The following is a 13,253-nucleotide window of genomic DNA, read 5'->3' as shown; positions in this document are numbered from 1 at the left end:
GAGGGTTGTCTCAGATTCTCACTGTGTTAGGGTATATGGCGCTCTATTTTTTCATCAGGATAACATCGTTCGAATAAACATAAATTAAAATTGACAGAGGAATACACCAGCTGCATGGCAATTAAACTCGAAGTAAAAAACTTATATAAGATATTTGGTGAGCATCCCGAACGCGCTTTTAAACTACTTGAATCAGGTAAAAATAAAGAGCAGATATTTACCAAAACCGGTTTGTCCGTTGGCGTTAAAGATGCCAATCTGGCCATTGAAGAAGGCGAGATATTCGTCATCATGGGGTTATCCGGTTCGGGTAAATCCACCCTGGTACGCCTTCTCAATCGTCTGATAGAACCCACCCGTGGTGAAGTGCTGATTGATGGCGAAGATATTGCCAAGATCTCTGACAGCGCCTTGCGTACTGTACGCCGCAACAAAATCAGCATGGTTTTCCAATCCTTTGCACTCATGCCCCATCTGAATGTGCTCGACAATACCGCATTCGGCATGGAGTTGGCTGGCGTCCCACAACAGGAACGTCATGAAAAAGCACTGGAAGCATTGCGTCAAGTGAGTCTGGAGAGCTACGCACACTCTTACCCCGATGAGCTTTCCGGTGGGATGCGCCAACGTGTTGGCCTAGCTCGTGCCATGGCAAACAACCCTGATATCTTATTGATGGATGAGGCATTTTCAGCACTCGACCCCTTAATCCGAACCGAGATGCAAGATGAATTGGTTAAGTTACAAGCCAAACATCAACGCACCATTGTCTTTATCTCTCATGATCTCGATGAAGCAATGCGTATTGGCGATCGTATCGCCATTATGCAGGGTGGCGAAGTAGTACAAGTCGGCACCCCGGATGAAATACTAAATAACCCCGCAAATGACTATGTTCGCACCTTCTTCCGTGGTGTCGATATCAGTCATGTCTTTAGTGCCAAAGATATTGCGCGCCGTCGCCCAGTATCCTTAATTCGTAAAACTCCGGGTTTCGGCCCTCGTTCGGCGTTAAAACTGCTTCAGGATGAAGACCGCGATTACGGCTATGTACTGGAACGCGGGCAGAAATTTATTGGTGTGGTATCGATAGATTCACTGAAAAAAGCATTGGCTGAGAATCAATCACTGGATAGTGCCTTGCTGGCCGATCCAGCACCGGTTCCGGCAGATATGCCCCTGAGTGAGCTGATTTCACTGGTTGCACAGGCACCGTGCGCGGTTCCGGTAATCGGTGAAGACAACAGTTATATCGGTATTATTTCCAAAGGCATGCTGTTGCAGGCCCTAGATAAGGAGACACCAAATGAGTGATCAAATTCAGGTTGACAACCAAACTGTCAGTAACCCGTGGGCAACGGATACTGCGGCGTCCGCAGCCCCTGCAACTACCGATACAGCCTCTCAGAGCTTATCTGCCGCTGCTGACCCTTGGGGAGCCAGCATGGCCGAGGGTAGCCATGCCGCAGGAAACGCCGGCCATGAGGTTGCCGCTCAGGCCGCTCAGAGCCAAGTTGCCAATACCGACTGGTTGAACAGCGCCCCTGCTGCTGCTCCCGAACATTTCAGTCTGATGGACCCTTTCCATACCACTTGGTTACCGCTGGATTCATGGGTCACTCATGGCATTGATTGGGTGGTGTTGCATTTCCGCCCACTGTTCCAAGGCATTCGTGTGCCCGTCGATTTTATTCTCAGCGGTTTTCAGCATTTGTTGCTGGGTATGCCAGCACCCGTGGCAATTTTAGTTTTTGCCCTCATCGCTTGGCAGTTCTCTACCTTAGGAATGGGGGTTGCAACACTGGTATCATTGATTGCTATCGGCGCGATTGGCGCATGGTCGCAGGCTATGGTGACACTGGCGTTAGTTCTGACCTCGCTGTTCTTCTGTATTCTTATCGGACTACCGCTCGGAATATGGTTAGCACGCAGTAATAATGCCGCGCGTATTATACGCCCCCTACTGGATGCAATGCAGACCACGCCAGCGTTCGTCTATCTGGTGCCTATCGTCATGCTATTCGGGATCGGTAATGTTCCAGGTGTCGTGGTGACCATTATCTTTGCACTGCCGCCAATTGTCCGTCTGACCATTTTGGGCATTAAACAGGTACCAGAAGACCTTATTGAAGCCGCTGAATCCTTTGGCGCCAATCCACGCCAGATGTTGTTCAAAGTGCAATTACCTCTGGCAATGCCCACCATCATGGCGGGTGTGAACCAAACCCTGATGTTGGCGCTGTCCATGGTGGTTATCGCCTCAATGATTGCCGTAGGGGGTTTAGGCCAGATGGTACTGCGTGGCATTGGTCGGCTCGATATGGGGCTTGCGGCCGTCGGTGGGGTAGGTATCGTGATTTTAGCCATTATCCTTGACCGCCTGACACAATCATTAGGCCGCGATCGTCGCAGTAAAGGTGTCGGTCGCTGGTATGCCACAGGCCCTGTTGGGCTGCTCACCAAACCATTTCGCCACAATACTCCGTCACGATAAGTAAGCTCAATTAATTGAGTTTACTGACAAAGTTGGAAAGAAGACCAAGAGACTCGGGCCTAGCACAGCGTGGGGCACTCAGGTGGCTCACGCCACTCCCCCCATCACTCTTCTCTCCTTAAAGATTAGCTTTATTAGTTATTTGAATGAGCTGTGTTCAACATAAAGCCCAGAAACGAATAACTAAGAGAATAAGCGTCATTGTCGCCGGCAGTTTGGACTGGAACAGCACGCAATCACCGCAACATACAGACCGTACGTGAGGATGATGAGCACTGCTCTGGTTCAAAATGGCAAGTAAAATAGCTTAATAAAGAGGAAAATTATGCGCACGACAACAGTTTGGGCCTTAGCCCTCACCACACTGATCACCACTCAATTATCCGCAGCAGAGTTACCGGGTAAAGGCATCACAGTCCAACCTCTGCAAAGCACTATTTCGGAAGAAACCTTCCAGACCTCACTGGTCAATAAAGCACTAGAAAAACTCGGTTACGATGTCCAGCCGACCAAAGAGGTTGACTACAACGTCGCCTATTCTTCCATTGCCGCCGGTGATGCCACTTTTCTGGCGGTAAACTGGGAACCATTGCATAACGATCAATACGCTGCTGCCGGTGGCGATGCTAAATTCTACCGTCAGGGTAACTTCATTGAAGGGTTGGCACAGGGTTATTTGATAGACAAAAAAACCGCCGATCAATATCACATCACCAATATTGAGCAGTTAAAAGATCCGAAAATCGCCAAGTTGTTTGATGCAAATAATGATGGCAAGGCTGACCTCACCGGTTGTAATCCAGGCTGGGGCTGTGAAGCACCGCTCAATCACCAAATTCAAGCTTATGGCTTAAGTGATACGGTAACCCACAATCAGGGTAACTATGCCGCGATGATTGCCGATACCATCACTCGTTACAAAGAAGGTAAACCTATTCTGTACTACACTTGGACGCCGTATTGGGTCAGTGATGTATTAGTACCGGGGCGTGATGTGGTGTGGTTACAGGTGCCGTTCTCCTCCTTGCCAGATAAGACTATCGACACCCAGCTTTCCAACGGCGCGAATTACGGTTTCCCACCTAGCGTGATGCATATCGTGGCGAACAAAAAATGGGCTGAAGCCAACCCTGCCGCCGCGAAACTGTTCTCCATCATGAAACTATCCATTAATGATGTGAATGCTCAGAATATGCGTATGCATGCCGGTGAGTCTTCAGATGCCGATATTGAACGCCATGTAAATGGTTGGATTCAGGCTCATCAGGCGACCTTTGATGGCTGGGTGAAAACCGCCGCTGAGGCAGGAAATACTGAGGCCGCGCAGTAAATCAATTCGTCCCGAATCACTTAGATCAGCAAGTGGTTCGGGTTCGCGAGTGCAGCTAACACCGCAGTGGCGTCAAAGACTAAGCGTAAAAACAACGAAGCCCTGAGTTAGTGATAACTCAGGGCTTCTAAATGTTGGCGGTGCGGACGGGACTCGAACCCGCGACCCCCGGCGTGACAGGCCGGTATTCTAACCGACTGAACTACCGCACCACGCTGTTGTTCCGGTTAAGAACGAGACGAATATTACGTACGGAACATATACTCGTCAACACTTTTTCCAGCAAAATAAGTCATTTGGACAGTTTTTCGTCTGGATGTCGTTTTATTCTGCGTTTGCGCCCTCTTCTGGCTCCAGCGGCATCCGCCACAGACAACTGCCGCCTTTTTTCATCACCAAATCCAAACGTGACTCATGAGCTGCCAATTCGTCTTCAGCCGCATAAATTATTTTTAATCCAGACGCTGGGCGGGTAATGCGCTGAATATCTTCTGAAGAATCATTCTGGGACTGATCACCTTCCATTGAGAATGAAAGGGATGTCTGACCGCCGGTCATCGCCAGATACACTTCAGCCAGAATTTCGGCATCGAGTAACGCGCCGTGCAATGTTCGCTTAGTATTATCTATCTGATAACGGTCACACAGGGCGTCAAGGTTGTTGCGCTTACCGGGGAACAGACGACGCGCTAATAATAAGCTATCGGTGATGGTACAGAAGGTTTCCGTTTTCGGAATATCCTGCTGCAACATACGAAACTCGTAATCCATAAAGCCGATATCGAACGCTGCATTATGGATGACTAACTCAGCACCACGGATAAACTCCAGAAACTCTGGAGCAATCTCAGCAAACGTGGGTTTGTCAGCCAAAAATTCATCACTGATACCGTGAACACCATAAGCCTCTGGATCAACCAGACGATCGGGTTTCACATACACATGAAAATTTCTGCCTGTCAGGCGGCGGTTAATCACTTCAACCGCACCGATCTCAATAATTCTGTGACCTTCATAATGAACGCCCAGTTTATTCATACCGGTGGTTTCAGTATCCAGAACAATCTGTCTGGTCGGTGTAACTTGCATATTGCCAGTGCTCATAGCGCTCGTTTATGTCAGACTTAACGTTTAAACCGATAGGAAGAGTCTACCAGAGATGACCAAACAGGTAGAAATTTTCACCGACGGATCTTGCCTTGGCAATCCGGGCCCCGGTGGTTATGGCGCAATTTTGCGTTACAAACAACATGAAAAAACCTTTAGTGCTGGCTATTTCCTGACGACCAATAATCGTATGGAATTGATGGCGGCCATTGTCGCGCTAGAGGCTTTAACTTCGCCTTGTGAAGTGACACTTAGCACTGATAGCCAATATGTCCGTCAAGGTATCACCCAATGGATTCACAATTGGAAAAAGCGCGGCTGGAAAACAGCTGACCGCAAACCAGTACGCAATGTTGATTTATGGCAGCGTCTAGATCTGGCTATCCAAACCCATACAGTGCAATGGGAGTGGGTAAAAGGCCACGCGGGTCATCCAGAAAATGAACGTTGCGATGAATTGGCCCGCCAAGGAGCGAACTCACCGACGTTAGAAGATAGCGGTTATAATCCTGATTAACCCTTCACCTTTGACGTTGTGGCCGGCTTAGGATTGGTCGCGATAGCTTTTCGTTGCACCAACCGCCCGACTAAACCACGGCTTACGCGCACCAAACTTCATCGGATTGAACGTCAATGGGATGGTGCGCTTACGGGCCACAATTAAGCTTACACAACCCAACGCTGGCAAATGGGTACTGATAAAACGGCCACCTTCTTTGTGCCATGGTAAAACATGAAAACGTGATACATACAAAACTTCATAATTCAGTAAACTCAGCCAATCTAGCAAACGCATCTGAGTAAACATTCGGCTAATGTAAGGCTGTCGCTGGCGCAATAACGGCACTAACTTCCCTGCCCCTAAAAGGCTTAGTGGATTAAAGTTACTGATAACTAGCCAACCGTCGTCAATCAGCACGCGATCCACCTCACGTAACATGCGGTGCGGATCAGAAGCGTAGGCTAAAGTGTGAGATAACAGACAGGCATCCACTGATTTTTCAGCAAAAGGTAACTGATATGGGCTGGCGAGCACCTGCATATTCTTGCCCGTTTCTCCCACATTGACCTGGTGAGATATCGCACATTTATCACTGGCGATCTCTGCGCTTAAATGGCCTATTTTTACTAAATGGAAACCAAAGAATTTAGGCCACCAAGGCTGTAATTGCTGCTCAATCGCTGCGCGATAATACTCTCCCCAAGGTAACTCAGCCCAGGATGCGGGCGCATCGATCTTTTGGCGTGTCTGCGCTGGCTTCATGTTTTATCATCTTCTTTCAAGCGATTAGAGGTATCCAATGAATCTTATCAGCATTCCGGCATTTCAAGACAATTACATTTGGCTATTAGCGGACGCACAAAAACATTGCGTTATCGTTGACCCTGGTGAAGCCGCCCCAGTGCTGGCGATGCTGAATCAAGGCCACTATCTTCCACAAGCGATATTATTGACACATCACCACAACGATCATGTCGGTGGTGTCGCTGATTTACGCCGCCATTATCCCGAAATCCCTGTCTATGGACCGCAGGAAACAGCCAATAAAGGGGCCACAATAATTGTTAAAGGGGGTGATAGCCTGACTATTGATGGCCAAAACTACCAAATTATTGCGGTTCCCGGTCATACGCTCGGGCACATCGCATACTACAGTAAACCTTATCTTTTCTGTGGCGACACTCTTTTTTCTGCCGGTTGCGGTAGGCTATTTGAAGGCACGCCAGCCCAAATGTACTCATCTATTCAACAGCTCGCGCAACTCCCCGACGAAACCTTAATTTGCAGCGCGCATGAATACACTCTCGCAAATCTTAAGTTTGCCCGTTTTATTCTGCCCGCAGACCAAGACATTGCAACATATCAACTACAAATCATGCAATTACGGGCAAAAAACCTACCTAGCCTGCCAGTAAAATTGCAAATCGAACGTAAAATTAATGTTTTTTTACGTTGCAATGACATTGATTTACAAAGAAAAATAGGCGTAATGTCACCACCAGACTCACTTGTCTCAGTTTTTTCCGAATTACGCGCCCAGAAGGACCACTTCTGAGCTTTTAGTTGTGTTTTTTGTCGAAGCAAAGTATGATTGCTCGTCTTTTAAGCAACTACATTGACACACACATGAAGACCAAAGCGATATTTCTCGCCTCAGTCTTGCTTGTTGGGTGCCAGTCGTCCAAGGTGGGCGTACAGGCTCCTGTACAGCATGCACAGAGTTTGTCTTCGGCAGGTCAAGAGAGTGAAGCAGGAGAGTACACAAATAGCGCCCGAGTGGGTTCCGCGCGATGGCTTGATAGTGAAAGTGGCCTCGCGCAGCAAGATTTGTGGAACTTCATTAGCGACGAGCTGAAGATGAAGGTTCCGGAAAATTCCCGGATCCGTGAACAAAAACAGAAGTACTTAAAAAATAAGAGCTATCTCCACGATGTAACATTACGGGCAGAGCCGTACATGTACCTGATAGTCGAGCAGATTAAGAAACGTAAGATGCCGATGGAATTGGTACTGCTACCCATAGTGGAGAGCGCTTTTGACCCACACGCGACATCATCCGCCAACGCCGCAGGGCTGTGGCAGATAGTGCCAAGTACTGGTCGAAATTATGGCTTGAAACAGAACCAATGGTATGACGGCCGCAGAGATGTGGTTGCTTCTACCAAAGCAGCGCTTGATATGATGGAGCGCCTGAACAAAATGTTTAACGGTGACTGGTTGTTAACAGTCGCTGCGTATAACAGTGGTGAAGGCAGAGTCATGCAGGCGGTGAAAGCTAATAAGGCAAAGGGTAAACCGACGAATTTTTGGGCATTGTCGCTTCCTCGTGAAACGTCAGTTTATGTTCCAAAAATGCTGGCCTTGGGTGATTTAATCAAAAACAGCAAAAAGTACGGTATAACCTTACCTGAACCCGACAAAGACCGTGCATTGGCACGTGTTGATGTTGGTCAGCAGATACAGCTAACTCAGGCGGCTGAGATGGCGGGGATGTCACTAACTAAGTTGAAATCCTTTAATTCTGGGTATAAGCGCAATGTAACGGCACCGGATGGTCATGGTCCTCGTTATATTATGTTGCCGAAAGCCCATGCTGAGCAGCTTAAAGATTCATTGGCAGATACAGATATTGCCGCCGTTCAACCAACTAAGTTGGCTCAGAACAGCGCAAAGTCAGCATCAAGTTCGCAGTATAAAGTTCGCCCCGGCGATACCTTATCTACGATTGCCAAGCGGTTGAATATCAAGACCAGCGATTTGCAGAGTTGGAACAACTTACGTGCCAAGAGCACCTTAAAAGTTGGGCAAACCCTGCAACTGGCAAGCAATACAAACAGCAACAGCATCACCTATCAGGTTCGTAAAGGTGATTCCTTTGCCAGTATTGCCAAGCGTCACGGTGTAAACACCGACGATGTGATGCGATGGAATTCGGTAATCAGCAAAGCGAATAAATTAGTGCCCGGTTTGAAATTGACGTTGTTTGTTAACAACAAATCGACACCGGATGCATAACATTAGAATCGGCATAAAGCTGTTAAAAAGCACCCTTCGGGGTGCTTTTTTTATGGCTGGAATTCAACTAACAGTGGATTGTGATCAGAGGCGCGGGTAACGAGTACCGAAGCATCAGCCAAAGTGAGACCGCGGTAAAAAACAAAATCAAGGGGACGACCAAAAGCTCGGCTACGATAATCAGCTTGAAATTCCACTTCGGTCAACCCTACTGCGAGGGCAAAACGCTGTAAAGCATTCACCCGCTGACGGCTCCAGGCATTGAAATCTCCCGCTAAAATAACCGGGCCACGATGCATCGAAATTTGCTCACCAATCGGCTCAAGCTGTTTGCTATACACATCAACACCGAGGCTAAAATTCACAGCGTGAATATTTACGACCATCAGCAAGCGACCATCATGAATGGGGTAAACGGTAACTAAAGCTGACTTAGACAAACGTAACAACGGTTCTCGCTCACGCAGCGGACAGCAGTAGACTGGGTGGGTGGCAGCTAGCGTCATCACACCTGAGGGGTGCTGAGGCAGCGCAAAGGCGGGAACCTGATCCGCCGCTTGATAATGAGACGTAGCAAACCTCACCAACTCGGGTGTAGTTTGTGCTTCTTGCAGGAGCATCAGTTGAGCATCACGCCCGAACTCTTTGAGCACCGACAGCCATTCGGCCCGCTGCTGCTTAAAGATATTCCACACCATCACACGTAAAAATTCAGATGTAGGTAATGGCGCGCCTGGCGGCAACCCCAGCCCCAATTGTTTAGCGGAGCCTGGGAAAATCTGTTCAACCGGTTGACCTGCAACATACCGCATTGCATATGTTCGTTTCGGCACTTTGATGGCCTATTCCTTATTCGAAATCACTCTGGCTTGTAAGATAGCCGCAGCCGGTGGTTTATTGATTATACGCTCAGATGTTCTGGTCAGTAATGTCTTTTACCCACGTTATGATTCTGATATTGGGATAGTCAAAGATAGATTCAATCTATGTTGTTCATAATGCACTAATAACATCGTCATTAACAAAAAAGCCCGCAAAAGCGGGCTAAAATTGAAGACTGGATAAGAAAACTAGCCTACAGCAGCTTGAGGTGCTGGCTTTTTATCTAGTTTACCACTGAGTGTAACCAGCACTAATGCACCAATAACAATCACTCCTCCAATCCAGGGCGTTTGTGCTAACCCAACACGAGTCACCGCTTGACCACCAATAATTGACCCTAGTGCAATTCCTACGTTGAATGCGGCGATATTTAAGCCAGACGCGACATCAACCGCCTGTGGCGTATACTCCTGCGCTTTTTGCACCACATAGACCTGTAAGCCGGGGACATTGCCAAAGGCGAAAATCCCCATAACCAATAATGTAATCAGTGCCGCAATACTGTGACTGGCACTGAACTGAAAAATAAATAACAGGGCAGCCAGTGCGGTAAAGATAAAACTCAATGCAGGCACTGCTCCATGGCGGTCGGCCAGTTTTCCGCCCCATATGTTACCAATAGCAACCGAGACACCGTATGCCAGTAAGATCCAGCTCACAGCAGCGGCTGAGAAGCCTGACAACTCTTGCATCACCGGGGCCAGAAAAGTAAACATGGTGAAAAAGCCGCCGTATCCTAATGCTGTAATCGCGTAAATCAGCAGTAAACGAGGATGAGTTAATACCTGCAATTGTTGTCTTATACTAGCGGAAACTTGTTGAGGAATATTATTGGGTACCAAAATGGCACTTGCAATAATAGCAACCATACCAATCAGTGATACCGCAAGGAAGGTTTCGCGCCATCCAAAATGCTGACCAATGAACGTCCCCAGAGGAACCCCCGTGACTAATGCTACCGTCAAACCACCAAACATAATGGCTATCGCTGAAGCTGCTTTCTCTTTCGGCACTAAGCTGGTGGCAATCGTCGACCCAATGGAGAAAAACACCCCATGAGCTAGACCTGTTAAGAGGCGGGCAATAACCAACGATTCATAGCCGGGGGATTGCCATGCTAATAAGTTGCCTAAGGTAAATAACACCATCAGTCCAATCAATAGCATTTTACGTGGAATTCGCCCTGTTAATGCGGTCAACACTGGGGCACCAATAGCAACACCTAATGCGTAGATTGAAACTAATAAACCTGCGGAAGGGACAGAAACCCCCAGTTGCTCAGCAATCGTTGGCACAAGCCCAACAATAACAAACTCTGTAGTACCAATAGCGAATGCACTGATAGTCAGCGCCAGTAAAGCGAGTGGCATGATTTGCTCCAAAAACTCAGTTCAATTAAAACAGGTCAATTTGATAGCAGAGATTATGGACCTATGTTTAAATGACAAAAATGCTCAAAATATCAAAATATTTTTGCTTAATAAGCAATAGTTTTGGATGGAGTTATCATAATGAAAGCAAACTCAGAAGAATTGATTACCTTTGTTACTGTCGTGGAGTGTGGCAGTTTTAGCCGTGCGGCAGAGCAACTTGAACAAGCCAACTCAGTCGTGAGCCGAACCGTCAAAAGACTGGAAAGTAAGCTGGGTGTCACACTGCTCAACCGCACTACACGGCAAATCAGCCTGACTCAAGAAGGTGAGCATTATTTTCGGCGGGTACAAAATATTCTGCGCGACATGGCGACAGCTGAAAATGAGTTGCTAGACAGTCAATTGAACCCGAAAGGGTTACTGCGTATTGATGCATCAACTCCGGTAGTGCTACACATTCTAGCCCCGTTGATGGTGGAATTTCGCCAGCGTTACCCTTTAGTCGCCTTATCACTGGTTTCATCCGAGACATTTATTAATCTTATCGAGCGGAAAGTGGATATTGCGATTAGGGTCGGTACATTGCAGGATTCGACTTTACGTGCCAGAAAACTTATGACCAGTTACCGCCATCTGCTAGCCTCTCCAGCTTATCTAAGGCAGCACGGCACACCAAAAACTGCTGCAGATTTACAGCATCATGTTTGTCTGGGTTTTAATGATCTACCTGTATTAAATCGCTGGCCATTGACCGGCGAGGATGGGCAACTGCATGAAATAACATCAGATTTAACATCTAATAATGGTGAAACTCAACGTCGTCTGTGTCTTGAGGGGAATGGTATTGCCTGTCTTTCTGACTTTATGATCCAGCAAGATCTGCAACGTGGAGATTTGGTTACGATCCTGGCAGAGCATACTTTACCGGTCGCCATGCCTATTAATGCGGTGTACTACAGTGATCAGGCAGTAAGTAATCGGCTGCGTTGTTTTATTGATTTTATCAATGAGCGCTTACCATCAGACCTCCCTATAAACTAAAAAACCACCCTTCCGAGGTGGTTTTATTCGTTATTTAAGTGGTCGTTAGTCCCACTTTGGTGCCAAACCATCAGGGCTGACCAACCGTTCCCCCCGATCCAGCGTAGCAATCAGCGCCATATCTTCCGCGCTTAATTGTAATTCTTGCGCTAACAAGTTGCTGGCTAAGTTATTCGCTTTAGTTGATGACGGGATAACACTGTAACCCAATTGCATTGCCCAGCTTAAAATCACCTGAGCCGGAGTTGCTGCGTGTTTCTTAGCAATAGCATGAATCATTGGCTCTTCCAGTGCTTTGCCATATGCCAATGTCATATAAGAGGTAATGGCAATACCGTGCTCCTGAGCGAATTCAACCACTTTGCGGTTTTGTAATAGTGGCGACAATTCTATCTGGTTGGTCGCAATGGACTCTGCGCCCACAGCGGCAATCGCCTGCTGCATTAAATCAATGGTGAAATTAGAAACACCAATTTGGCGTGTCAACCCTAACGCTTTGGCCTTTACTAACTCAAGCATAAATTCAGCCACAGGGACTTCATCATTGGGTGATGGCCAGTGAATCAACGTTAAATCCACATAGTCAGTTTTCAACTTCTGTAAGCTCTCTTGCAGGCTAGGAATTAATTTTCCTTGGGCTAAATTAGCAATCCAGATTTTGGTAGTGATAAATAACTCTTCACGTTTAATACCACTTTCTGCAATAGCTTGGCCAACAGCAGCTTCATTTTCATAGATTTGTGCCGTATCAATGGCACGATAGCCCAGAGCTAAAGCCTGACTAACAGAATCAATAACAACTTGGTCTTGAAGGCGAAAAGTTCCTAGGCCGAATGCAGGTATGCTCATCATAGTTCCTCATTTTGAACTGATAAATTTTTTATCTTTGTTAGACAATAGGTTATGTCTGTTTAAAACTAGCGGCTTATTAGGAAACTCTTCATTTCAGCTTCCTGATAAAATCTGAAACGATTATGCCAAGAGTTTTATTGCCTAAAAACAGTCTATTCAACACAATACTTTTGATAAAAAATCAACAATGCGGAATTAATGTGCTTACGACCAGCGTAGGATCACCAGTGACGTATAAATGTCAGCAAAGACGAAATTGTCTATCTGTAGAAACTCAGCATCAACATAGCTCCCCTTCCCCGTCAGATGATCAAATCACTACTGAGAGGATCGGGCCAGTTACCACTTTCTACCTATCTTTCACAGAACAGCCTTGTGCATCTAACTATTTGTTAAATAACACCAAATTGACGGGATAGATAGTCAGGGAAATAGGGGCGTTAGGCGTTAGGCGTTAGGCGTTAGGCGTTAGGCGTTAGGAATATTTTGATAAATCTTTATCGATAGTGATATAGCTAATAGAAAATATATAAAACTTATAATGCAAAAAACCCCTGAATCATAGATTCAGGGGTTTTGCAATAAGTGGCGGAACGGACGGGGCTCGAACCCGCGACCCCCTGCGTGACAGGCAGGTATTCTAACCAACTGAACTAC

At 46.9% G+C, this 13,253-nt stretch carries 12 protein-coding genes and 1 tRNA gene; 7 read left to right on the top strand and 6 right to left on the bottom strand.

Features of this window, described 5'->3' with window-relative positions; translation table 11 throughout:
* The first annotated feature begins 114 nt into the window (after positions 1-114).
* From proV to proX, 3 genes are all read left to right on the top strand, one after another.
* Positions 115-1,314: a glycine betaine/L-proline ABC transporter ATP-binding protein ProV gene (proV, locus tag HUZ92_RS19670; RefSeq protein WP_050100907.1), complete on the top strand. Its 1,200-nt coding sequence runs from the start codon at positions 115-117 to the stop codon at positions 1,312-1,314.
* The gene (proW, locus tag HUZ92_RS19665; protein ID WP_128451368.1) at positions 1,307-2,494 is read left to right on the top strand and encodes a glycine betaine/L-proline ABC transporter permease ProW; all 1,188 of its coding nucleotides are present in this window, start codon (positions 1,307-1,309) and stop codon (positions 2,492-2,494) included. Before proV ends, proW begins: the two co-directional genes overlap by 8 nt.
* A 325-nt stretch (positions 2,495-2,819) precedes the next feature.
* Complete coding sequence (proX, locus tag HUZ92_RS19660) at positions 2,820-3,824, top strand: glycine betaine/L-proline ABC transporter substrate-binding protein ProX (protein WP_145580013.1); 1,005 nt, start codon at positions 2,820-2,822, stop codon at positions 3,822-3,824.
* A gap of 135 nt (positions 3,825-3,959) precedes the next feature.
* Here the strand turns inward: proX and HUZ92_RS19655 are convergent.
* Both HUZ92_RS19655 and dnaQ read right to left on the bottom strand, forming a co-directional pair.
* Positions 3,960-4,036 (bottom strand) — tRNA-Asp (locus HUZ92_RS19655).
* Between the two features lie 112 nt (positions 4,037-4,148).
* On the bottom strand, positions 4,149-4,913 hold the full coding sequence (dnaQ, locus tag HUZ92_RS19650; RefSeq protein WP_050100910.1) for a DNA polymerase III subunit epsilon: 765 nt from the start codon (positions 4,911-4,913) through the stop codon (positions 4,149-4,151).
* Positions 4,914-4,983: 70 nt separating this feature from the next.
* On the opposite strand from dnaQ, the gene rnhA reads away from it, so the two are divergent.
* Positions 4,984-5,448 (top strand): ribonuclease HI, encoded by a 465-nt coding sequence (gene rnhA, locus HUZ92_RS19645; RefSeq protein ID WP_050100911.1) that lies wholly within the window; start codon positions 4,984-4,986, stop codon positions 5,446-5,448.
* A gap of 27 nt (positions 5,449-5,475) precedes the next feature.
* Here the strand turns inward: rnhA and HUZ92_RS19640 are convergent, their stop codons facing one another.
* On the bottom strand, positions 5,476-6,195 hold the full coding sequence (locus HUZ92_RS19640; protein WP_050141232.1) for a class I SAM-dependent methyltransferase: 720 nt from the start codon (positions 6,193-6,195) through the stop codon (positions 5,476-5,478).
* Between the two features lie 37 nt (positions 6,196-6,232).
* On the opposite strand from HUZ92_RS19640, the gene gloB reads away from it, so the two are divergent.
* Together gloB and mltD are read left to right on the top strand one after the other, a co-directional pair.
* Positions 6,233-6,988 (top strand): hydroxyacylglutathione hydrolase, encoded by a 756-nt coding sequence (gene gloB / locus HUZ92_RS19635; RefSeq protein ID WP_050100913.1) that lies wholly within the window; start codon positions 6,233-6,235, stop codon positions 6,986-6,988.
* 71 nt (positions 6,989-7,059) lie between these two features.
* Positions 7,060-8,448, top strand: coding sequence for a murein transglycosylase D (mltD, locus tag HUZ92_RS19630; protein ID WP_080985804.1), 1,389 nt, complete (start codon positions 7,060-7,062; stop codon positions 8,446-8,448).
* A gap of 50 nt (positions 8,449-8,498) precedes the next feature.
* On the opposite strand, the gene HUZ92_RS19625 is transcribed toward mltD, so the two are convergent.
* The gene (locus HUZ92_RS19625) at positions 8,499-9,281 is read right to left on the bottom strand and encodes an endonuclease/exonuclease/phosphatase family protein (RefSeq protein ID WP_072086700.1); all 783 of its coding nucleotides are present in this window, start codon (positions 9,279-9,281) and stop codon (positions 8,499-8,501) included.
* 237 nt (positions 9,282-9,518) lie between these two features.
* Positions 9,519-10,700 carry an MFS transporter gene (locus HUZ92_RS19620; protein ID WP_050100916.1) on the bottom strand — a complete coding sequence of 394 codons (1,182 nt, stop codon included), beginning with the start codon at positions 10,698-10,700 and terminating at the stop codon, positions 9,519-9,521.
* Positions 10,701-10,841: 141 nt separating this feature from the next.
* Here HUZ92_RS19620 and yafC point away from each other — a divergent pair, with 141 nt between their 5' ends.
* Positions 10,842-11,744 carry a DNA-binding transcriptional regulator YafC gene (gene yafC / locus HUZ92_RS19615; RefSeq protein ID WP_145580012.1) on the top strand — a complete coding sequence of 301 codons (903 nt, stop codon included), beginning with the start codon at positions 10,842-10,844 and terminating at the stop codon, positions 11,742-11,744.
* Between the two features lie 45 nt (positions 11,745-11,789).
* Here the strand turns inward: yafC and dkgB are convergent, their stop codons facing one another.
* Positions 11,790-12,593 carry a 2,5-didehydrogluconate reductase DkgB gene (dkgB, locus tag HUZ92_RS19610; RefSeq protein WP_145580033.1) on the bottom strand — a complete coding sequence of 268 codons (804 nt, stop codon included), beginning with the start codon at positions 12,591-12,593 and terminating at the stop codon, positions 11,790-11,792.
* Positions 12,594-13,253 lie beyond the last annotated feature (660 nt).

The sequence above is a fragment of the Yersinia vastinensis genome, assembly GCF_902726565.1.
Taxonomy (GTDB): Bacteria; Pseudomonadota; Gammaproteobacteria; order Enterobacterales; family Enterobacteriaceae; genus Yersinia; species Yersinia vastinensis.
This window is presented reverse-complemented; position numbering and strand designations above follow the sequence as displayed.